Annotated in this window: 19 protein-coding genes; 4 read left to right on the forward strand and 15 right to left on the reverse strand. The window is 72.1% G+C overall.

Translation table 11 applies throughout. From position 1 onward, the window contains the following. From Q0L54_RS00335 to mraZ, 12 genes are all read right to left on the reverse strand, one after another. Nucleotides 1–242: hypothetical protein (locus Q0L54_RS00335; RefSeq protein WP_296664451.1), on the reverse strand; the 242-nt coding region annotated here is incomplete at its 3' end. Then, a complete protein-coding gene (gene murC, locus Q0L54_RS00340; RefSeq protein ID WP_296664453.1) occupies nucleotides 235–1,593 on the reverse strand; it encodes a UDP-N-acetylmuramate--L-alanine ligase in 1,359 nt (452 codons plus the stop codon). The genes murC and Q0L54_RS00335, both read right to left, overlap by 8 nt. Beyond that, entirely contained in the window at nucleotides 1,590–2,702 is a 1,113-nt protein-coding gene (locus Q0L54_RS00345) for a UDP-N-acetylglucosamine--N-acetylmuramyl-(pentapeptide) pyrophosphoryl-undecaprenol N-acetylglucosamine transferase (RefSeq protein ID WP_296664455.1), read from the reverse strand. Before Q0L54_RS00345 ends, murC begins: the two co-directional genes overlap by 4 nt. After that, complete coding sequence (locus Q0L54_RS00350) at nucleotides 2,695–3,909, reverse strand: putative peptidoglycan glycosyltransferase FtsW (RefSeq protein ID WP_296664457.1); 1,215 nt, start codon at nucleotides 3,907–3,909, stop codon at nucleotides 2,695–2,697. The genes Q0L54_RS00345 and Q0L54_RS00350 overlap by 8 nt, the downstream gene beginning before the upstream one ends. Before the next feature lie 8 nt (nucleotides 3,910–3,917). Further along, a complete protein-coding gene (murD, locus tag Q0L54_RS00355) occupies nucleotides 3,918–5,297 on the reverse strand; it encodes a UDP-N-acetylmuramoyl-L-alanine--D-glutamate ligase (protein ID WP_296664459.1) in 1,380 nt (459 codons plus the stop codon). After that, nucleotides 5,279–6,364 carry a phospho-N-acetylmuramoyl-pentapeptide-transferase gene (gene mraY / locus Q0L54_RS00360; RefSeq protein WP_296664461.1) on the reverse strand — a complete coding sequence of 362 codons (1,086 nt, stop codon included), beginning with the start codon at nucleotides 6,362–6,364 and terminating at the stop codon, nucleotides 5,279–5,281. The genes murD and mraY overlap by 19 nt, the downstream gene beginning before the upstream one ends. After that, nucleotides 6,361–7,740 carry a UDP-N-acetylmuramoyl-tripeptide--D-alanyl-D-alanine ligase gene (gene murF, locus Q0L54_RS00365; RefSeq protein ID WP_296664463.1) on the reverse strand — a complete coding sequence of 460 codons (1,380 nt, stop codon included), beginning with the start codon at nucleotides 7,738–7,740 and terminating at the stop codon, nucleotides 6,361–6,363. The genes mraY and murF overlap by 4 nt, the downstream gene beginning before the upstream one ends. Then, nucleotides 7,737–9,275, reverse strand: coding sequence for a UDP-N-acetylmuramoyl-L-alanyl-D-glutamate--2,6-diaminopimelate ligase (locus Q0L54_RS00370; RefSeq protein WP_296664465.1), 1,539 nt, complete (start codon nucleotides 9,273–9,275; stop codon nucleotides 7,737–7,739). Before Q0L54_RS00370 ends, murF begins: the two co-directional genes overlap by 4 nt. 2 nt (nucleotides 9,276–9,277) lie before the next feature. Continuing rightward, nucleotides 9,278–11,068, reverse strand: coding sequence for a penicillin-binding protein 2 (locus Q0L54_RS00375; RefSeq protein ID WP_296664466.1), 1,791 nt, complete (start codon nucleotides 11,066–11,068; stop codon nucleotides 9,278–9,280). An 8-nt stretch (nucleotides 11,069–11,076) separates the two neighbouring features. After that, nucleotides 11,077–11,475 carry a hypothetical protein gene (locus Q0L54_RS00380; protein WP_296664468.1) on the reverse strand — a complete coding sequence of 133 codons (399 nt, stop codon included), beginning with the start codon at nucleotides 11,473–11,475 and terminating at the stop codon, nucleotides 11,077–11,079. Then, entirely contained in the window at nucleotides 11,472–12,464 is a 993-nt protein-coding gene (gene rsmH / locus Q0L54_RS00385; protein WP_296664469.1) for a 16S rRNA (cytosine(1402)-N(4))-methyltransferase RsmH, read from the reverse strand. Before rsmH ends, Q0L54_RS00380 begins: the two co-directional genes overlap by 4 nt. A 112-nt stretch (nucleotides 12,465–12,576) precedes the next feature. Next, nucleotides 12,577–13,005, reverse strand: coding sequence for a division/cell wall cluster transcriptional repressor MraZ (mraZ, locus tag Q0L54_RS00390; RefSeq protein ID WP_296664524.1), 429 nt, complete (start codon nucleotides 13,003–13,005; stop codon nucleotides 12,577–12,579). A 241-nt stretch (nucleotides 13,006–13,246) separates the two neighbouring features. On the opposite strand from mraZ, the gene Q0L54_RS00395 reads away from it, so the two are divergent. Genes Q0L54_RS00395 through Q0L54_RS00405 form a run of 3 tightly spaced genes read left to right on the forward strand, consistent with a single transcriptional unit; the run spans nucleotide 13,247 to nucleotide 17,651 of the window. Continuing rightward, on the forward strand, nucleotides 13,247–14,242 hold the full coding sequence (locus tag Q0L54_RS00395) for an AAA family ATPase (RefSeq protein WP_296664471.1): 996 nt from the start codon (nucleotides 13,247–13,249) through the stop codon (nucleotides 14,240–14,242). Further along, nucleotides 14,239–15,495, forward strand: a complete 1,257-nt coding sequence (locus tag Q0L54_RS00400; protein WP_296664473.1) for a DUF58 domain-containing protein — start codon at nucleotides 14,239–14,241, stop codon at nucleotides 15,493–15,495. Before Q0L54_RS00395 ends, Q0L54_RS00400 begins: the two co-directional genes overlap by 4 nt. Further along, nucleotides 15,492–17,651: a transglutaminase domain-containing protein gene (locus Q0L54_RS00405; protein WP_296664475.1), complete on the forward strand. Its 2,160-nt coding sequence runs from the start codon at nucleotides 15,492–15,494 to the stop codon at nucleotides 17,649–17,651. The genes Q0L54_RS00400 and Q0L54_RS00405 overlap by 4 nt, the downstream gene beginning before the upstream one ends. A 24-nt stretch (nucleotides 17,652–17,675) precedes the next feature. Here Q0L54_RS00405 and Q0L54_RS00410 read toward each other — a convergent pair whose 3' ends face one another. Continuing rightward, nucleotides 17,676–18,041, reverse strand: coding sequence for a DUF3040 domain-containing protein (locus Q0L54_RS00410; RefSeq protein ID WP_296664477.1), 366 nt, complete (start codon nucleotides 18,039–18,041; stop codon nucleotides 17,676–17,678). A gap of 81 nt (nucleotides 18,042–18,122) precedes the next feature. On the opposite strand from Q0L54_RS00410, the gene Q0L54_RS00415 reads away from it, so the two are divergent. Then, nucleotides 18,123–18,899, forward strand: coding sequence for a spermidine synthase (locus tag Q0L54_RS00415; RefSeq protein ID WP_296664479.1), 777 nt, complete (start codon nucleotides 18,123–18,125; stop codon nucleotides 18,897–18,899). Between the two features lie 93 nt (nucleotides 18,900–18,992). On the opposite strand, the gene Q0L54_RS00420 is transcribed toward Q0L54_RS00415, so the two are convergent. Beyond that, nucleotides 18,993–19,196 (reverse strand): cold-shock protein, encoded by a 204-nt coding sequence (locus Q0L54_RS00420; protein ID WP_296664480.1) that lies wholly within the window; start codon nucleotides 19,194–19,196, stop codon nucleotides 18,993–18,995. A gap of 145 nt (nucleotides 19,197–19,341) precedes the next feature. After that, nucleotides 19,342–20,265 carry a PAC2 family protein gene (locus Q0L54_RS00425; RefSeq protein ID WP_296664481.1) on the reverse strand — a complete coding sequence of 308 codons (924 nt, stop codon included), beginning with the start codon at nucleotides 20,263–20,265 and terminating at the stop codon, nucleotides 19,342–19,344. Nucleotides 20,266–20,334: the final 69 nt, after the last annotated feature.

Here is a 20,334-nt window from a genome sequence, read left to right on the forward strand (position 1 = left end):
CCGGCGACATCCGCCGCGGACCCGCCCGGGCGCCGGCCCGTGGTGACGCGCTGCCACGGGCGTGCCAGCTCCTCCGAGTCGGCGCTCACGGGCACCGCACCGCGCGGGCGCTCGCCTGCCACCAGGGTCGACGACTGCGGGCGGGCCTGGGCTCCGCGCGGCTCCGACTCGCGCGCGGACGTTCCGGCCGGCCGCGCCTCGGGACGCACCGTGGGCCGGGGCGGGCGGCGCGCCTCAGCCATCGGTGCCCTCCCGGCGCGCGAGACGCTCCAGGATCCAGTCCGCGGCGAGCGTCACGGGACCGGAGCCGACCGTGAAGACGGTGTCGCCCGGACGCGCCAGCTCCGCCGCGATGCGGGCGGCGTCCTCGAGGTCGGAGGCCATCGTGAGGCTGGACGAGCCGGGCATGTCGACGTGCGCCGCGATCGACTCGGACGTCACCCCGGGGATGGGATCCTCGCGGTCCCCGTGCACCGGCGCGAGCACCACATCCGCGTCCGCAACCGAGAGCGCGCGCCCGAAGGCCGCGGCGTGGACCTGGGTCCGGCTGAACAACGCGGGCTGGAACAGCACCACGAGCCGTCCCGCTCCCCCGGCGCGTGCGGCACTCAGCAGCGCGGCGACCTCGGTGGGGTGATGGGCGTAGTCGTCGATGACGCGGACGCCGGCCGCCTCGCCCCGCAGTTGATAGCGCCGGCCGGTGCCGGCGAAGTCCGCGAACGCCGCCGCGGCGGTGTGGGGATCAGCGCCCATCTCCACGGCGGCGAGCCAGGCGGCGGTCGCATTGAGGCGGTTGTGAAAACCCGGAGCGGTCACGGTCAACGGCACCACCAGGTCGCCGCGCACGATGCCCGTGGCGTCGACCACCGCGTCCGCCCCCGGCGCGGAGCCGTAGGTGAGGACCCGCCTGCCGTGTGACCGCGCATCGTCCGCGAGTCGCCGCACCACAGGGTCGTCGACGCAGGCGACCACGGTGCCGGACTGCGCGGCGAAGTCCGCGAAGGCGCGGTGGAGGTTCTCGACGGTGCCGTGGTAGTCCAGGTGGTCCGGCTCGATGTTGAGCAGGATCGACACCTCGGGCCGGTAGCGCAGGAACGAGCCGTCCGATTCGTCCGCCTCGAGCACCGAGATGCCCGCCGACCCGGCGTATCCGCCGGCGACCGCGCCCTCGATGCCGAACACCCGGGCGCCCACCGCGAACCCGGCGTCGATCCCGCCGGCGTGCAGGGCGTGAGCGACCATCGCCGAGGTGGTGGTCTTGCCGTGGGACCCTGCGACCGCGACCAGCCGTTCTCCCTCCAGGGCCCTCACGAGGGCCTCGGACCGGTGCCACACGGGGATTCCGAGCTCCCGCGCGCGCACCAGCTCGACGTTGGTGTCGCGCACCGCCGTCGACACCACCACGGCGGCCGCGCCGGCGACCAGTTCCGGGTCGTGGCCGATGCGCACATCCATGCCGGCGTCGCGCAGCGCCACGAAGTACGCGCTCTCGCGAAGATCCGTGCCGGTGACCTCATAGCCGCGCGCCGCGGTCAGGCGGGCGACCGCCGACATCCCCGAACCGCCCACCGCGATGAAGTGGATCCGGGTCACAGCGCGCCTTCCACCATGTCGGCGAGGCGCGCCGCCCCATCCGCGATGCCGATGCCGCGCGCGGCCGCGCGCATCGCCGCCGCCGCGGTGGGATCGAGCACCATGCTCTCGGCGTGCAGCGTGAGGGCGGCCGGCGTGAGATCCGCATCGGCGACCAGCACCGCGGCTCCCGCCTCGACCGCGGCCCGCGCGTTCAGCGCCTGCTCGCCGTTGCCGTGAGGCAGCGGGACATACAGCGCCGGCAGACCCAGCGCGCCGATCTCGCACACGGTCGCGGCTCCCGATCTGCACACCACGGCGGACGCCGCGGCGAAGGCGCCGGCCATGTCGTGCGAGTACTCGGCGACCTCGTACATGGCGCGATCCGCCGCCGGCAGCGCCGCCTGGGCGCGGTACGCCTCCTCGGTCTTGCCGTGGCCCGTGAGATGGATGAGATGGATGCCGTGCCCGACGAGGGTGGGGACCGCCGCCGCGAGCGCCGCGTTGAGGCTGGCCGCGCCCAGTGAGCCCCCGAACACGAGCAGCACCGGCGCGTCGGAGGCCCAACCGCGGGACTCCCGCGCGGCGGTGATCGCGCGCGACCGCGTCGCGGGCGACCCCAGGGTGTGGGCGAGAAGCTCGAGATCGGGACGCAGCGGCAGTCCGGTCACCTGCGCGTGGCGCAGCGGCGTCCCGGGGAACGTCACGGCGACGTGCTCGGTGAGACGCGCACCGAGCCGGTTGGCGATGCCCGGCTTGGCGTTCGCCTCGTGGACCACGATGGGCAGGCCGCGCCGGCGCGCCGCAAGATAGACCGGAGTGGACACGTAGCCGCCGAAGCCCACCACCGCATCGGCGCTCACCTCGTCGATGGCGTCCTCGCACGCGGAGATCGCGCGGCGCAGACGCGCGGGGAAGCGCACCGCCGCGCCGTCGGGGCGGCGCGGGAACGGGACCTTCTCGATCTCGACCAGCTGCAGGCCGGCGCGGGGCACCAGGTCCGCCTCCAGCCCCTCGGCGGTGCCGACGGCCGTGACGTCGTGGCTCCTCTCGAGCAGGGTCGCGGCGGTGGCGAGCAGCGGGTTGACGTGGCCGGCCGTGCCGCCGCCGGCGAGCAGCAGGCTAGCCACGGCGACGTCCGCGCGAGAGCACGGCGAGCGAGCGCCGCACCACGGAGGGACGCGCGGCGAACGCCTCCGCGGCGCCCGGCTCGCTGCGCGCGAAGGACATCAGCACGCCCAGGGCCGCGAGCGACATGATGAGCGACGATCCGCCAGAGGAGACCAGCGGCAAGGGCACGCCGGTGACGGGAGCCAGCTCGAGGACCACGGCGATGTTGATGCACGCCTGGACCACGATCCATGCTCCGATGGCGGCCCCGGAGATCTGGACGAACCGGTCCGTGGCGCGGGTCACGATGCGGGTGATGGCGATGATCATCATCGCGTACGCCGCGAGCACCAGCAGGGTGCCGATGAGGCCGAACTCCTCGCCGATGATGGCGAAGATGTAGTCGTTGTCCGCCGCGGGCAGGTAGCCCCACTTCTCGCGGCTCATGCCCGGGCCGAGCCCCCACAACCCTCCGGAGGCGAGCGCCCAGGTGCCGTGCGTCTGCTGCCAGCAGGCGTCCACGTCGTCGCAGGAGCCGCTCGCCCACTGCGTCAGGCGCGCCATGCGGGTGGTGCCGGAGTTGAGCAGCACCACGATGCCGGTCGCGGCGAAGGCGCCGAAGATCCCGAAGAATCGTGCGGGCACTCCGGCGACCCAGAACGCGACGGCGACCAGCACCAGCATCACCATCGCGGTGCCCATGTCGCGGCCGGCGAGCACCAGCCCGATGACCCCGATCGCGACGATCCCGCCCGGGAGCATGACGTGCTTGAGGTTGGTGAGGCGCTTGCGGAACGTCGACAACACCACGCCCAGGTAGAGCGCGAGGCCCAGCTTGGCCGCCTCCGACGGCTGGAAGCTGAATCCGCCGATCCGGATCCAGGCCTGGTTGCCGCCCACCGTGATGCCGTGCGTGAGGACCACGAGCAGGAGCACGACCGAGGAGAACAGGAGCCACGGCGCGGCGCGCTTCCAGAACATCACCGGCAGCCTGGACCCCACCACCATCGCGGCGAGCCCGGCCGTGAGCGCCATCAACTGCGTGAGAAACAGGCCATAGGCATTGCTGGAGCCCGCGCGGATGGATGCGACCGACGAGCTCGACAGCACCACCGCGAGGCCCACGAGCACCAGGATGGTGGTCGACGCGACCAGGAGGTAGTACGTGGCTGCCGGAGATCGCCAGGCAGTGACAGCATTCTCGGGCCGTGCCGCGGTCGCCGTCATGCCACCTCCTAGCGGTCCAACGCCTCCACCGCCCTGGTGAACGCCTCTCCTCGATCCGCGTAACTGCGGAACTGATCCATCGATGCACAGGCAGGCGACAGGAGGACGGTGTCCCCCGGCTCCGCGAGCCCACGGGCGGCGTCCACCGCCCGCTGCATCACATCCTCCCCCGGAGCCACCGTGACCACGGGGATCTCCGGCGCGTGTGTCGCGAGCGCGCTCGCGAGAGGATCCTGGTCGACCCCGATGAGCACGGCGGCGCGCACGCGGCCCGCGATCTCCTCGACGAGCCCGGCGAACTCCTGGCCCTTGGCGAGCCCGCCGGCGAGCCACACCACGGATCGGGGCGCGCGGCCGCCGAAAGCGGCCTGGACGGCGTGGGCGTTCGTGGCCTTCGAGTCGTCGACGTACGTCACGCCGTCGAGGTCGCGCACGAACGCGCTGCGGTGCTGGTCGAGACGGAACCCCCGCAGCCCGTCGCGGACCGCGGCCGCCGGAACGCCGACGGCCCGGCACAGCGCCGCCGCGCTCAGCGCGTTGACGGCGAGGTACGGCGGCACATCGCCGGCGACCAGGTGCGCCAGGTCGGACACCTGGCCCAGCTCGATCGCCTCACGGCGCCGATGCGGGGTGAAGGCGCGGTCGCACAGCACGCCGTCGACGATCCCCAGCTGGGACAGGCCGGGCACGCCGAGAGTGACGCCGATGGCGCGTGCGCCCTCGACCACGTCGGCCTCCTCGACCATCCGCTCCACGGCGGCATCCGCGGCGGGGTAGACGCACGCGACCTGAACGTGCTGATAGACCTTCGCCTTGTCGGCGCGGTACGCCTCGACGCTGCCGTGCCAGTCGGCGTGGTCGTTGTCGGCGTTGAGACACACCGCGGCGTGCGGCGAGATGGTGTGCGCGAAGTGCAGCTGCAGGCTCGCGATCTCGACCGCCACCAGGTCGGACCGCTCGCGCGCGGCGTGGATCACTGGGATGCCCATGTTGCCGCACACCCGCACGTCGAGTCCGGCCGCCTCCGCGATCGCCCCCACCATCTGAGTGGTGGTGGTCTTGCCGTTGGTGCCGGTCACCATCACCCACGGGATGCCGGGACGCCTCACGCGCCACGCGAACTCCATCTCCGACCAGATCTCGAGGCCCGCCGCCAGGCACGCCTGGACCTCCGCAGAATGCGGCGCGAACCCGGGAGACGCCATCACGACGTCGAACGTCCCCAAGTCCACCCCGGCGAGGTCCCGGTGATCCGCCGCACCATTCGCGTCGACCGTGACCGGCGTGCCGCCCAGCTCGCGGGTCACCTCGGCTGCGGACCGGCCCGCGACCCCGACCCCCAGGATCAGGACGCGCCTGCCCTCGAGCGTCACTGCGAGGCCACCCACTCCGCATAGAAGATGCCCACTCCCAGACCGGTGAACATCGCGGCGATGATCCAGAACCGCGTCACGATGGTGACCTCGCCCCAACCCATCAGCTCGAAGTGGTGATGCAGCGGCGCCATCTTGAACAGGCGTCTGCCTCGGGAGACCTTGAACCAGCCGATCTGGAGCACCGAGCTGGCGACCACGAGGACGAACAGTCCTCCGACCACCACGCCCAGCACCTCGGTGCGCGACAGGATGGTGACTCCCGCGATCGCGCCGCCGAGCGCGAGGGAGCCCGTGTCGCCCATGAAGATCTTGGCCGGGCTGGTGTTCCACCACAGGAAGCCCAGGCTGGCGCCGGCGACCGCCCCGGCGAGGATCCCCAGGTCCCAGGGGTCTCGCACCTCGTAGCAGAGGGAACCGGCGGTGGGCTCGCCGCACTTCTGGTTGAGCTGCCAGATGAGGATGAGCACGTAGGCGCCGAAGAAGATGACGGCGGTTCCCGACGCGAGGCCGTCGAGACCGTCCGTGAGGTTGACCGCGTTCGACCAGGCGGTGATGAGGAAGTTCGACCAGACCACGAACAGCACGAGCGCGACCGTGGGACCCCAGATCGCGAGGTCGAGCTTGGTGTCCCGCAAGAAGGAGATCGCGGTGGAGCCCGGCGTCACGCCATTCGCATCGGGGAACTGGAGCGCCAGGATCCCGAAGGTGATGCCCACCACGCCCTGACCCAGGAACTTCCACCTGGCCTTGAGGCCCAGCGACCGCTCACGGGAGATCTTGATCGAGTCGTCGAGGAAGCCCACCACGCCCAGCCCGACCATGAGGAAGACGACGAGCAGCGACGAGACGGACGGCCCGCGTCCCACGAGCACGTTCCCGCCGAGCCAGCCGAGCACCGTGGCGAGGATGATGACGATGCCGCCCATGGTGGGCGTGCCACGCTTGACGTGGTGACTCGCCGGGCCGTCCTGGCGGATGAATTGACCGAACTGGCGGCGCGTCAGGTAGCGGATGAGAACCGGGGTCACGAGGAGCGAGACGAGCACGCCGAGGCCCGCTGCGAAGATGACCGCCTTCATGCGACTCCTCCCACGAGCTGGTCGGCGAGCTCCCAGAGGCCCGAACCGTGCGACGCCTTGACCAGCACGGTATCGCCGGGATTCAGCATCGTGTCCAGCAGCTCCCGCGCCTCGCCGATTGTAGCGACGTACGCCGCCTCATCGCCCCAGGAGCCCTCCCGGACCGCGGCGACGTAGGCGGGCCGGGCACCCGGGCCCACCACGATCAGATGGTCGATCCCCAGCCGCACCACGTCCGTGCCGATCTCGGTATGGATGGTGGCCGACGCGTCGCCCAGTTCGAGGATCTCGCCCACCACGGCCACGGTGCGGCCTCCGTCGGCGACGTGCTTGAGCGCGCGCAGCGCCGCCCGCATCGACTCGATCGAGGCGTTGTACGCGTCGTCGATCACGGTGATCCCGTCGGGTCGCTCGGTGACGGCCATGCGATGGCGCGACAGGGGCCCCGCGGCCGCCACGCGCGCCCACGCCTCGTGCGGATCGAGGCCGCATTCGAGGCACACGGCCAGCGCCGCCAAAGCGTTCGTGAGGTGGTGCTCCCCCACCAGCGCGAGCGTCCTCGCCTCGAGCTCGATCGGAGGCTCGCCGGCGAGTGTCACGGCGGCGTGGGCGCGACCTCGGTCGCTCGAGACGGTGCCCGCCGCCACATTCCCGTGCCCGATGCCGAAGGTGACCGCCCGCGGGGCGAGCGTCGCCATGGCGGCCACGCGCGCATCGTCCGCGTTGAGGACGGCGACTCCGGAGGGCACCAGCCCCAGCACGATCTCGCTCTTGGCGGTCGCCACCTGCTCGGGGGAGGCGTATTCGCCCATGTGCGCGGTGCCGACGATCAGGGCCACCGCGATGTCGAGCGGGGCGATGCCGGTGAGATAGGCGATGTGGCCCAGACCGCTTGCGCCCATCTCGAGCACGAGGTGTCGCGTCGACGCGTCGGCGCGCAGGATCGTGAGCGGCAGGCCGATCTCGTTGTTGAAGCTCCCGACGGGTGCGACCACGTCGGGCAACGCCTGGGCAAGCAGATCCTTGGTGGTGGTCTTTCCATTGGAGCCGGTGATGCCGATCACCACGAGCTCGCCCTCGGTGCGCAGCAGCGCGAGATAGGCGCGCGCGAGCAGGCCGAGCGCGACGGTGACGTCCTCGACCAGCACGTGCGGGGCGTCGACTGGCACGGATACCAGGCTCAGCGACGCGCCGGCCGCCACGGCCTGCGGCACGAAGTCGTGGCCGTCGACGCGCTCGCCGATGAACGCCACGTACAGCCAGCCGGGCCTCACCGCGCGCGAGTCGTTGTCGACGCCGTGGATCGTGGTGTCCACGTCCGCGGCGAGCGTTCCCCGCACCGCGTTGGCGACCCACTGGGCCGTGACGGGCCTCATGCCCGCGCCTCTCGGACCGCCGCGAGCGCGGCAAGGAAGGCGGCGGCGTCCGTGTAGGGATGATGCACGCCGTCGATCTCCTGGGTGGTCTCGTGGCCCTTGCCCGTGGCGATGATCGTGTCTCCGGGGCCGGCCATGCGGACGGCGCGCTCTACGGCGGCGAGTCGCGGCGAGATCTCGAGCACGTCGCGGCGGTCAGGCCGCTCGGCGTCGACCCCCTCCAGGATCCGGGCACGGATCTGGCCCGGCGGCTCCGTGCGCGGGTTCTCGTCGGTGACGATGACCACGTCCGCATGGGTGGCGGCTGCCGCCCCTAGCCCGGGTCGCTTCGAATCGTCGCGCAGGCCATCGCAGCCGAACACGACGAACAGCCGCCCGGGCGTGACGCCGCGCATCGCGTCGAGCACCGAGGCGAGACCATCGGGGGTGTGCGCGTAGTCGACCACGGTCAGGGGCGTGGTGGCGTCGCGCGCCGTCACCACCTCGGTCCGGCCGGGCACCCTGCGCGCGTGCTCCACTCCACGGATCGCGGCCGCGAGAGGTACCCCGATCGCATGCGCCGCGACGATCGCACCCGCGGCGTTCGACACGTTGATGATGCCCGGCAACGGGACCTCGACGTCGTGGCGCGAGCCATCGGGAGCGACCAGCACGAACCGCATCCCGCCCCGTGCCGTGGGCTCCGCATCCACCGCGTTCCAGTCCGCACGCGGCGATCCCGGGCGCGTGGCGACGGTCTCGACCGGAACCGTGACCTCGTCGACCAGCAGGCGACCCCATTCGTCGTCGACCAGCACCACCGCCCGGTCCGCGAACTCGGGAGTGAAGATCCGAGCCTTCTCCTCGAAGTACTCCTCCATGGTGTGGTGGAAGTCGAGGTGCTCGTAGGACAGGTTGGTGAACAGCACCACCGCGAACCGCGTCCCCGTGACGCGATCGAGGGCGATCGCCTGGGAGGAGGCCTCCGCCACGGCCGCCGTCACACCGGCCTCGCGCATGCGGGCCAGCAGGCCCTGGAGCATCGGTGCCTCGGTGGTGGTGCGCGCGCTCGGGGCGGACTGGTCCCCGATCCTCATCTCGACCGTTCCCAGCAGACCCACCGCGTCGTGGACGGTGCTCAGCGCGCCCTCGATGAGGAACGATGTGGTGGTCTTGCCGTTCGTTCCCGTGAGCCCGATGACCGGGAAGTCCCGAGACGGGTCGCCGTACACCTCGGCCGCCGCGAGGGCGGTGGCTCGGCGCGGGTGTGTGGTCACCAGCACGGGCAGGCCGGTGGCACGCGCCGCGGGAGCGCCGTCGAGGTCGGTGAGGATCGCAGCGGCGCCCGCGGCGGCCGCCTGCGCCGCGAAGCGCACGCCGTGGATGTTCTCCCCGGGAAGGGCGCAGAACAGGTCGCCCGGCTCGATCGCGCGCGAGTCGACCGTTGCCCCCGTCACCGTGACGTCCGGACCCTCGAGATCGCCGCCCACCCTCGCCTCGATGGCGGACAGCGAGGCTCCGGCGACGCGGCTCGGGCGCATCGCGAGGTCCGGCATTGTCACTCCCAGGTGGTCGGGTACAGCGTGGGCTCCGACGTCGACGGCGGTACCCGTAGCGCCTGCAACGCAAAGGTTGCCACATCCTTGAACACCGGCGCCGCCGTGGTGCCGCCCCAGATGGTGGTCTTCGGGTCGTACATCACGACGGATACGACGATACGCGGGTCGTCGGCCGGGGCGATGCCCACGAAGGAGGCGACGATCGAGCTGAGCCGCCCGTCCGGCCCCGTCGCCTGCGCCGTGCCCGTCTTTCCGGCGACGCGATAGCCGTCGATCTTCGCGAGCACTCCGGTGCCGCCCTCCTGGGTGACGTCCTCGAGCATCGTCATCAGCTGCGAGGCCGTCCGCTCGGAGATCACCCGCTCGGACTCGACGGTCTCTCGCGCGACGAAGGTGCCATCCTCCTGACGGAAGCCCTTCACCACGGTGGGCTGGAGCCGCACTCCGCCGTTGGCCACGGTCGCGTAGACCTGGGTGGTCTGAAGCGCCGTGACGGCGAGACCCTGTCCGTACGTGACCGCCCACGTGGTGCGACCGTCCCAGTTCTGGTAGTCGTGAAGGATTCCCGCGGCCTCGCCGGGCAGCCCCACGCCCGTGGGCGCCCCGAATCCGAACGCGTCGAGGTACTTCCAGCGCTGCTCGGCGGTGAGGAGCTCACCCACTTGGACGGTGCCGGTGTTGGAGGACTGCGCGAGGATGCCGGCCAGGGTCAGCTTCTCGTCGGGGTGCTCATGGGAGTCTCGGAACGTCTGGTTGTTGGGCGTCGTGTACCGGAAGGGCGCCACGAACTCGGACGCGGGCGTGGCCACCCCCTCTTCGAGCGCCGCCGCCATGGTGACCACCTTGGCGGTCGAGCCCGGCTCGAACACGGTGGACACGGCCCGGGAGCCGCGATCCACGGCGTCCGTGTCGCCAGGATCGTTGGGGTCGACGCTGCCGGAGTCGACGAGCGCGAGGATCTCGCCCGTGGTCGAGTCCTCGACCACCACGGTGGCACGGCTGGCGCCGGTCTGGGCAAGTGCCTCGGCGACGCGCTGCTGCGTGAACCACTGGATGTCGCGGTCGATGGTCAGCACCACGTCGGCGCCGGGCACCGCGGCGGTCTCCTCGCGCACGCCGGTGGGGATCACGAAGGCGCCGGAGGTGTCCCTCTCGTAGGTCATCGACCCGGAGGCGCCCACCAGCTCGCCCTCGTACGCCGCCTCGGCGCCGGCCAGGCCTGCGAAGCCCGTGCCGGACTCCGCGCCGCCGGTGAAGCCGACGACGTTGCCGGCGAGGTCGCCGTTCGGGTAGACACGCTTCTCGATCTGCTCGGGCTCGATCCCCGGGATCTTCTCCGCCGCGATCAGGTCCCAGGTCTCGGGGCTCACGTCCTTGGCGACGTACCGGAAGGTGCTGTCACCCACCATCGTCGCACCCAGTTCCGCCTCGTCGATGCCCAGGATCGGCGCGAGGATGCTGGCCGCTCCCGCGACGCCCTCGGCGACCACGACACCCGACTCGGTGCGCCGGAAGTCGGCGATCTTCTGCTGATTGACTCCCACGTTGTAGCGCTGGACCGACGTGGCGAGCACCACCCCGTTGCGGTCGACGATGTCCGCACGCGGGACCGTGATCTCCTTGGTCACCAGCCGCTGCGACAACGCCTCGGACGACAGCACCGAGGACCGCACGCCCTGGATGAACACCAGCCGTCCCGCGAACACCAGCAGCACGGCCAGCAACGCCATGGAGATGATGCGTTGGCGCGTGCGCGGATCCGACAGGCGGGGCGCGCGGGGCGAGGGCATGCGGTCTGCTACTTCCCTGTCTCGAGGACGATGCCGTCCGATAGTGACATGAACCCCAGGGCCATCGCGGGAGCCATGCCGAGCCCCTCGGCCCGCGCCGCGAGGTTCGCCGGAGACGAATTCGCCTCGAGGGTCTCGAGGTAGCCCGCACGCTCCTTGTGGAGCGACGCGATCTCGATCTTGAGGTCTCGGCGCTCGTACGCACCCTCCGCCATGGCGGTGTTGACGAGCAGCACCGAGGCGAGCGCCGCCAGCACCACGGCGACGCAGGCCCACGCGAAGGGCACCAGGGACCGCGACGGCTCCGGGGCCTGGACCGAACGGAGGTGCGGCCGTTCGCCGGGCGCGGGAGGCGCGGCCGGACGGCCGCGCGCCGGACGTTGCTGACGCAGGGGTGCGGCGCTCATGCGGCCCTCCTCAGGCGCTCGGGCGGGGTGGGACGAAGTCGCTCGGCGGCGCGCAGCCGCACGGGCTTCGAACGCGGGTTGCGCTCCGCCTCCTCGGGCGACGCCTGCTCGGCGCCTCGCGTGAGAAGCGTCAGATACGGCCGATCGGCGTCGGGCACGATCGGCAGGCCGGGAGGCGCCTGGGACTCCGCGCCGGCGGCGAGGGCGCGCTTGACGATGCGGTCCTCGAGCGAGTGGTACGACATGACCACCACGCGGCCGCCGACGGCGAGCCCCTCGATGGCGGCGGGTACCGCTCGCTCGAGCACCTCGAGCTCGCGGTTCACGGCGATCCGCAGGGCCTGGAACGTGCGCTTGGCGGGATTCCCGCCCGCGGTGCGGGTGGCGGCCGGGATGCAGGCACGCACCAGGTCGACCAGCTGGGCGGACCTGACCACGGGATCGGTGTCACGGCGGCGCACGATCGCCCGCGCGATGCGCGGCGCGAACCGCTCCTCGCCGTATTCGCGCAGGATCCGCGCCAGCTCGCGCTCGTCCGCGTCGCGGAGCAGGTCCGCGGCCGAGACGGGGTCCCCCGGGTTCATCCGCATGTCCAGCGGCGCATCTTGAGCGTAAGAGAAGCCGCGGCCCGCATCGTCGATCTGCAGCGAGCTCACCCCGAGGTCGAGGAGGACCCCGTGCGCGACGGGGGCCCCCGCGACCGCAAGCGCGCCGGCGATGTCGTCGTACTCGGCGTGATGGGCGACGAATCGATCCCCGAATCGTCGCAACCGCGCCGAGGCGAGCGCGATCGCTTCGGGGTCGCGGTCGATCCCCACCACCCGCGCCGCGGGACAACGGTCGAGGATCGCCTCGGTGTGGCCGCCCATGCCCAGCGTGCCGTCGATCGCGAGCGAGCCGGGCGCGCCGAGCGCCGGGGCGAGCAGATCGACGCAGCGGTCGAGCATCACGGGCGTGTGCCGCGATGCGGCCTCGTGCGCCTCACCCATCCCGTTCCCCCTCACTGACGTCCTGCCCGTGCCCCGTGGTCTCCCTCCGAGCTCCTCTGGCGGGGGGAAGTCCGTCAGAGAGATCCGGGAGGAGGCCGCGAGGCACGGGCGTCTACATTGCGTCGAAGATCTCTGCCGCGGTCTCCGCGTACGCGTCCTCGCCGGCCTCCAGGTACTCGTCCCAGCGCTGCGCGTCCCAGATCTCGACGCGCGAACCCATGCCCACCACGGCGACGTCGCGGGCGATGCCCGCGTAGCGCCGCAGGGGCTGGGACAGCAGGATCCGTCCCTGCTTGTCCGGGATGTCGTCGCTCGCGTGGCCCAGGAAGCTGCGCAGGTAGTCGCGCGCCGCCTTGTTCTCGAGGGGGGTGCGGCGCAGGCGATCGTGGATGTGAGTGAACTCGTCCAGGGGGAACAGGAAGACGCACCGGTCCAGGCCGCGCGTGGCGACCAACCCGGACGCGAGGCGGCCCCTGAACTTCGCGGGAAGGATCAGGCGCCCCTTGTCGTCGAGGCGGGGGGTGAACGTGCCGAGGAACACGCCGGTGGGACCAAGCCCGAACGTCGCGTTGTCCGACATCGGCCCTCCCCTCCGGCTCTCCGCCATTCCCGATGTCCCCACTTTACTCCACTTCTCTCCACAATTCTCAAACATGGCGCAGATTTCTGGTCAAATCTCAACATATTTCCAGGTAAAGATGGGGGAACGATGTGGAGGGCCATTGCGCCTCGAAGACCGGGGGCGCGTCAACTAGGCTCGAAGCAAGGGGAGAGGGGTATCCATGACGTCGACCGTCCCGACCTCGGAGGAGCTCGCCGCCGTCGCCGAGCTCGCCCGCCTGGTGCGTGAGCAGCTGCGCACGGTGCTGTCGGGCCTCGACGAAGCCATCGACGCGACCCTCGCGACCGTGCTCGCCGAGGGTCACCTGCTGCTCGAGGACGTGCCCGGGGTCGGGAAGACCACGTTGGCACGCGCCCTGGGGCGCGCGATCGACGTGAGCGTGGGCAGGATCCAGTTCACTCCCGACCTGCTGCCGTCCGACGTCACGGGCGTGAGCGTCTTCCGTGGGGACGAGCACCGGTTCGAGTTCCGCCCTGGCCCGGTGTTCGCGAACATCGTGGTCGCCGACGAGATCAACCGCGCCTCCCCGAAGACGCAGGCCGCGCTGCTCGAAGCCATGCAGGAGAGGTCGGTCACGGTGGACGGAGAGACCCGCGCGCTCCCGGCTCCCTTCCTGGTGATCGCGACGCAGAACCCCGTCGACATGGAGGGGACCTATCCCCTGCCCGAGGCGCAGCGCGACCGCTTCATGGCTCGCATCGCGGTGGGCTACCCCTCCGGCGATGACGAGGTGGCGATGCTCGACGCCCACGACGGCCATGACCCGCTGGTCGACGTGGTACCCGTGGCGACGGCGGCGGCACTGACGCGCGCGATCTCCATCGTCCGCGCCGTGTACGCGGCGCCCGCGGTCAAGCGGTACATCGTCGACGTGATGCGCGCCACCCGCGACAGCAGCGACCTACGGCTCGGGGCCTCGCCGCGCGCGTCCCTTCAGCTGCTCTCGGCCGCGAAGGCACGGGCCGCCATGGCGGGCCGCGACCACGTGCTGCCGGACGACGTGAAGGCGCTCGCCGTGCCGGTGCTCGCGCACCGCGTCATCGCCGGAGCGCAGGCACGCGCCGCCGGCCGCACGGCGGACACGATCATCCGCGACGTGCTCGATGCGGTGACGGTCCCCTTCTCCCGCGAGCCGGCGCCCGCCGGACGGGGATGACCCGCAGGATCCGCCCCGCGCGCCCCGAGGAGGGCGCCCAGACGTTCGTCACGCCGCGGGGAGTGGGCCTCGCGGCGGCCGGCGCTGCGCTGCTCGGCGTCGGCATCGGCTTCGCGTCCGCCCCGCTGGTGCTCATCGGGGCGGCGACCCTGGTGAGCGCCGTGGTGGGAGCGGCGTGGATCGCCGCGCAGACCCTGGCGACGCGCGCGACCGTGACCGGGGTCCGCCGAGACGTGTCGCCGCCCACGCTGAGCGCCGGCGGCGCGGGAGTTGTCGCCGTGCACGTCAGGGCGCAGGGCCCGATCGCGCGGACCCTGCGCCTCAAGGAACAGGCGGCGTCGGAGTTGACCGGCGGTGGCTCCACTCGAGCCACCATCGCCGGCGAGCCGGGCGGCATCGTGCTGCGCTACAGCCTCGCCCCGGTGAGCCGCGGGCGCTGGGTGCTGGGCCCGGCGCTGTCTCGCGCCTCGGATCCGTTCGGGTTGGCGTGGAGTGACCGCACCGTAGGCGGCACACAGGAGGTTGCGGTGTGGCCGGCCGTGGTCGACCTCGCCGCGAGCGCGGGCGACCTCATGGGTGCGGCGGACCGCGCCCACGCCGGCGCGCGCACCCCCGCCGCCGACGACGTCTCCCTGCGCGACTATCGCGACGGCGATGATCTGCGGCGGGTGCACTGGGCCTCGTCCGCCCGCCGGGGCACCCTCGTGGTGCGCTCAGAGGAGCAGCAAGGTCGCACGGCAGCGACGATCCTGCTGGGCCTGCCGCCCTCCGCGCCCGGCCTCGAGTGGGCGATCTCCGCGGCGGCCTCGGTCGCGCTGTCCGTGGTCGAGGCGGGCCACCCGGTGCGCCTGATCGCGGGCGGAACGGAGACCTCGGCGATGGACACCCATGGGCGGGCCGCCGAGTCCGCGCGGGCGCGTCTCCTGGACGCGACGGTCGACCTGACGGCGCCCGAGACCACGGCGGATGCGGACCACACGCTCGCCGCGGACGCGGCGCGCGTCGAACCGGGGCACCGCGACGTGGTGGTCGCGGTGATCGAACCGGTGGGCCGCTCCTCGGTCGCGGCCCTCGCGCCGCTCGGGGAGAGCTCGCGCGCGTGGGCGATGATCCGCGCATCGTTGGCAGGCCGGGCGCGCGCGGAGCGCACGGCCGAGGCCCTGCGCGCGGCGGGCTGGCGGGCGATCGTCACGCTCGAGCCGGAGTCCATCGTCGACGCGTGGGGCCGGCTCCTGACCGAGGAGTCGACGTGAGCCGCGCCGGCTGGCGAGTGCTCGCCACTCCCCTCACGGCCATCGCCGTTGGACTCGGCCTGGGCGGGTTGTCCGGGCTGGTGGTGTTCGGCGACTGGCTGGGGCTGGTGGCGGCGGTGCTCGTCGCCACCGCCGCCGCGGTGGTGCTGGTGAGGGTCGCCACGGGTCGCCCGTTCCTGCCCACGCTGGCCGGACTCGTCGTGGGGCCCTGGCTGCTCATGGTCGCGTACGTCCCGGGCCCGGAGGGGGGCCGCACCTGGCTCCCGACTCCGGCGGCATGGGAACGCATCGGTGACGTGGCCACGGAGGCCGTTCGCTATGCGAACGCCACGATTGCGCCGGCCGAGGTCGCGCCCGCGCTCGCCGCCGCGATCGCCGCCGGGGCCGTCGGGATGTTCCTCCTCGTCGACGCGGTTGCGGTGGGCGCGGGCTTCGCCGCGACCTCGGGCTTCCTGCTGCTGGTGCCGTGGCTGCCCGCCCTGACGCTCGAGCGACGCGTGCCCACGGCGGCGCTGGCAGGCGCCCTCGCCGCATGGCTCGCAGTCGTAGCGCTCTCGCGGCGCCACGAGGAGGCCGGGTGGCGCCGGCGCGCCGCCGAGGGCGCGTCGCCCGCGCCGGCCCATGCGGCGGCCGCCGCCGTGGCCGTCACGGTGGGAGTCGCGCTGCTCGCCACCCCGCTCGCGATCGGCGGGCCCGGCTGGGGTGCGATGCCGCGCGTCACCCTGCCGGACTGGCTGGGCGGTACCGCGCGACTCGACCTCGAGATCGACCTGCGCGACAGGCTGACCGGCCAATCGTCGACCACGCTGCTCACCTACACGTCGACAGTGGGAAGGCTGGACGTGCTGCGGGCGTACTCCTTCACATCCTTCGACGGCTCGCGCTGGGACCGCGACGAGCCAGGACCGACCGAGCCCGCGGCCGGCGTGCTGTGGCCCGTGCCGTTCGACAGCTGGGCGGGCATCGACCAGGAGTCCGTGACCGTGCGCGTCAACGATCTCAGCGAGTCGCGCGTGCCCGTGCCGGCGACCCCGCGCCTGATCACGGCGGGATCCGGATGGCGGTACGAGCCCGCCACAGACGAGGTGTTGATCGACCGCGACCAGGGAACTCAGGGCATCTCGTACACGATTCGCCATGCGCTGTTCTTCCACTCCGAGGAGTCGCTGCGTGCCGCTCAGGCCGCGATCGACGCCGGCGGCGACGCAGCGGTGTCCGAGCGCTACCGCGAGCTGTCGCCGCGCATCGACGTGGAACGCGTGCGCGCCCTTGCTCAGGGCGTCACGGTGAGCTCGACCGATCGCTACGAGCAGGCCGTGGCGCTCCAGGAGTACCTGAGGGGCTCCGGCTTCCAGTACGACACCTCGGTCTCGCCCTCGGGGGACGACGCGGTGTCGACGTTCTTGACGGACCGGCGCGGGTATTGCGTGCAGTTCGCGACGGCCCTGGTGGTGCTGGCGCGGGCCCTGGACATCCCCGCGCGCCTCGCCGTCGGGTTCCTCGGGGGCTCCCCCGATGACACGGGGCAGTTCGCGGTGACGGGCCGCGACGCGCACGCCTGGCCGGAGCTCTACTTCCCCGAGCATGGCTGGGTGAGGTTCGAGCCCACCCCGGGACAGCAGACGGGCGAGCGGCCGGAGTACGCGCCCGCGCCACCGGCGGCGATTCCGAGGTTCCCGGAGGAGGAAGATCCCTTCGGACCCCGTGCCAGCGGCGAGCCCGCCCCGCCGGTGCCGACCACGGTGCCCAGTGAGCAGGCGGATCCGGGCGACGCGGCGTCCCCCGGCATCCCTTGGGTGCTCCCCGTCGTCATCGTCGCACTTCTCGCGGGCGGCGCCCTGGCGTGGTCGCGCGGCAGGGCGCGCGGCGGCGGCATTCGAGACGCCGACGGAGCGTGGCAGCTGCTGCGGCGGGAGCTGGGGACCCGTGCGGGCGACGATTCGCTCACGCCCGCGGAGACGGAGCGCAAGATCCTGGACACGTGTCCCGACCTTGCTGAGCACGCGCGCGGGGGGCTGACGGCGCTGCGCGGCGCGGTCGAGGATCACCGCTACGCGCCGCACGGCACCTCGGTGCCCACGGAGCGGCTGATCGGCTGGGCCCGCGAGGTGACCACGGCGGTGCGCGACGCGGACCGCTCCGCGCGAGCCAGGTGAGCGCGGCGGCAAGCGCCGGACGGCCTAGAGGTCGCCCTGCTCCCGACGGCGCTCGAAGCGCTCCTCGATGCGGGTCATGAAGCTCTTGTCCGCCTTGCGGCGGTGGGCGCCCTTGCCCGCGGCCGACGCAGCAGCCGAGGGCCGCGGCGCCACCAGCGCCCAGATGGCTGCGGCGAGCATGACCGCGAAGCCGGCGACGCCGACGATCATCATCTGTGCCACGGCACCCGTGACAACCACCGCGAGACCGACGATCACGCCGACCCCGGCCCAGATGTAGCGGCTGCGTGGGCGGGCCGTGCGCGCCATCGCGGAGCCGAGCTTGGGATCCGAACCGAGGTCCTTCTCCAACTGCTCGAGCACGCGCTGCTCGTACTCCGACAGCGGCATCGCGCCCTCCCTTCGGTGATCCGTGCGTTCAGTCTATCCGCAGCACGCTCCTCGTACCAGACCACCGTCTAGTGTGAGTGCATGCCACGGCCCGGACCGCGCGTCGCGCCGGATGTGCGACGTGGCGTCGAGTTCTCCATCGCCACCGGAGTCGCGGAGCTTCGCGACGGTCCCGATGGGACAACGTTTCTGTGGGTCAATGGTGTTCCCAGCTCTCCGCTCGATCCCGATCCCGCCTTCCTGGCGTTCGAGTACATGCGCCACATGTCCGCCGCGGTCGACGCGTGGGGACCACCCGCGCGCATGCTCGCGCTGCACGTGGGGGCGGCCGCGTGCGCGTTTCCCCGCCACCTCGCTCATCGGCTGCCCGACTCGGGGCACATCGCGGTGGATGTCGACACCCGCCTTCCCGAACTGGTGCGCCAGTGGTGGGATCTGCCGCGAGCGCCGCGGCTGCGCATCCGCGCCCAGGACGGACTGGAGGCGCTCGAGTCGAGGCGCGACGCGAGCCTCGACCTGGTGGTGCGCGATGCGTTCGCGGGTGACCAGACGCCGCCGCACCTCGCCTCCGTGCGGTGGTGGACCCAGGCCCGTCGCGTCCTGCGACCCGGCGGACTGGTGCTCGCCAACGTAGGCACGAGCCCCGGATCGCGCGGCGCGGCCGTGGACGTCGCGGCGGCTCGGGAGGCGCTGGGCGACGCGGTGGCGATCGCGGAGCACGCGGTGCTCAAGGGCCGGCGGCGCGGCAACGTGGTGCTCGCGGCCGTGCCCGGCGGCGCCATCGACCTCGTGGCCCTACGGCGCTACGCCGCCTCGGCGGCGCTGCCCACCGGCGTGTCACCGCAATGGGCGGGATAGCCGGACGAGGCATCGTCCCTCGCGTGTCGAACGTCGCCGGGAACCACGAAGGCCGCCGCCCCTGATGGGACGGCGGCCTTCGCTGAGATCAGATCAGATCGGGCGAACGTTCTCCGCCTGGGGACCCTTCGGACCGCTGGTGACGTCGAACTCGACGCGCTGCGCCTCTTCGAGGCTGCGGTAGCCGTCGGTCTCGATCGCCGAGTAGTGGACGAAGACGTCAGCGCCGCCACCATCCTGTGCGATGAAGCCGTAACCCTTCTCCGCGTTGAACCACTTCACAGAGCCCTGTGCCATGCCTGTATTTCCTTACCTTCATGCCCTGGACGGGAAGACCTGGCACCGTGCCTGGCCTCGTCGCCGCAATGCCTCGTTCCGTGCCCAGGTCAGACAGGTTCTTGCACACTACGTTTCTTGCAACCGGGAAACAGTGTGACAGATTTCAGGCGCCCGTGGGGGGATCCCTGCGTTCCTGTGACAAGAATTTCTCGAACTCGGCCGCGATCTCGTCCGCGGAAGGCAGATTCCCGTCCAGCGGAAGGCCCTGTCCGCGGGCGTCGTGGAATGCGTCATATTGATTCTCGAGCGCCTCGACGAGGCCCTGGACCTCTTCGCTCTCGGCTAGTTGACGCGCGATCTCCTCCGTCGCCCGCTCGGCCGCCGAGTCGAGCGCTCCCGGATCCAGATCCAGACCCGACAGGTCCTCGAGACCGGTCAGAGCGCGCTGGGCCGCCTGCGGGTAGGACGACTGGGCCAGGTAGTGCGGCACGTGCACGGCGACATTGACGGCAGGCATGCCCCACTGCCCGAACCGATACTCGAGCAGGTTCTGCGCAGACGCAGGGACGGTGACCGTGCCGAACATCGTGGGCGTGTCCGGAAGCAGGTCCGGATCCGTGCCGTGCACCGTCGCGGTCAGCGGGCGCGTGTGCGGAACCGCCATGGGGATTCCGTGGGACCCGAGCGTGAGTCCCACACCCATCTTCTCGACGATCTCCCGCACCGCCCGGATGTAGCGCTCCCATTGGATGTCGGGCTCGAAGCCGTGGAGAAGCAGGAACGGCCGGCCCTCGGCGTCCCGCACCATGTCGACCACGAGATGCGGCTCGTCGTAGGAGGTCCATTGGTTCACGGAGAACGTCATCTCGGGGCGGCGCGACCGGTAGTCGAGCAATTGGTCGATGTCGAAGGTAGCCACGCGAATGGGCTCGCCGTCCTCGAGCAGCTGCTCCGCCACCAGGGCCCCCGCGCGACCGGCGTCGATGAACCCCCGCAGTGAATGCAGCAGCGCCGCACCCTCCGCGGGCGCAGCGTCCGCCCAGGCCTGCACGCCGCTCGCATCCCAGCTCACCAGAGGTCTGTCCATGATCCTCCATCCTTCCACCGCGGCCCCTCCGAGGGGACCGTTCTCGCCCTCCGCGAAACCCGATCCGGG

Source organism: Demequina sp. (assembly GCF_024642165.1).
Lineage (GTDB): Bacteria > Actinomycetota > Actinomycetes > Actinomycetales > Demequinaceae > Demequina.

Excerpts from the sequence above, each read along its gene's own strand:
- rsmH (WP_296664469.1), bottom strand. The coding sequence starts at position 12,464 with ATGGGTGAGGCGCACGAGGCCGCATCGCGGCACACGCCCGTGATGCTC.
- Q0L54_RS00410 (WP_296664477.1), bottom strand. The coding sequence starts at position 18,041 with ATGCCGCTGTCGGAGTACGAGCAGCGCGTGCTCGAGCAGTTGGAGAAG.
- Q0L54_RS00415 (WP_296664479.1), top strand. The coding sequence starts at position 18,123 with ATGCCACGGCCCGGACCGCGCGTCGCGCCGGATGTGCGACGTGGCGTC.
- Q0L54_RS00350 (WP_296664457.1), bottom strand. The coding sequence starts at position 3,909 with ATGACGGCGACCGCGGCACGGCCCGAGAATGCTGTCACTGCCTGGCGA.
- Q0L54_RS00395 (WP_296664471.1), top strand. The coding sequence starts at position 13,247 with ATGACGTCGACCGTCCCGACCTCGGAGGAGCTCGCCGCCGTCGCCGAG.
- Q0L54_RS00380 (WP_296664468.1), bottom strand. The coding sequence starts at position 11,475 with ATGAGCGCCGCACCCCTGCGTCAGCAACGTCCGGCGCGCGGCCGTCCG.
- Q0L54_RS00425 (WP_296664481.1), bottom strand. The coding sequence starts at position 20,265 with ATGGACAGACCTCTGGTGAGCTGGGATGCGAGCGGCGTGCAGGCCTGG.
- Q0L54_RS00375 (WP_296664466.1), bottom strand. The coding sequence starts at position 11,068 with ATGCCCTCGCCCCGCGCGCCCCGCCTGTCGGATCCGCGCACGCGCCAA.
- mraY (WP_296664461.1), bottom strand. The coding sequence starts at position 6,364 with ATGAAGGCGGTCATCTTCGCAGCGGGCCTCGGCGTGCTCGTCTCGCTC.
- Q0L54_RS00420 (WP_296664480.1), bottom strand. The coding sequence starts at position 19,196 with ATGGCACAGGGCTCTGTGAAGTGGTTCAACGCGGAGAAGGGTTACGGC.
- murF (WP_296664463.1), bottom strand. The coding sequence starts at position 7,740 with ATGAGGCCCGTCACGGCCCAGTGGGTCGCCAACGCGGTGCGGGGAACG.
- Q0L54_RS00370 (WP_296664465.1), bottom strand. The coding sequence starts at position 9,275 with ATGCCGGACCTCGCGATGCGCCCGAGCCGCGTCGCCGGAGCCTCGCTG.
- Q0L54_RS00400 (WP_296664473.1), top strand. The coding sequence starts at position 14,239 with ATGACCCGCAGGATCCGCCCCGCGCGCCCCGAGGAGGGCGCCCAGACG.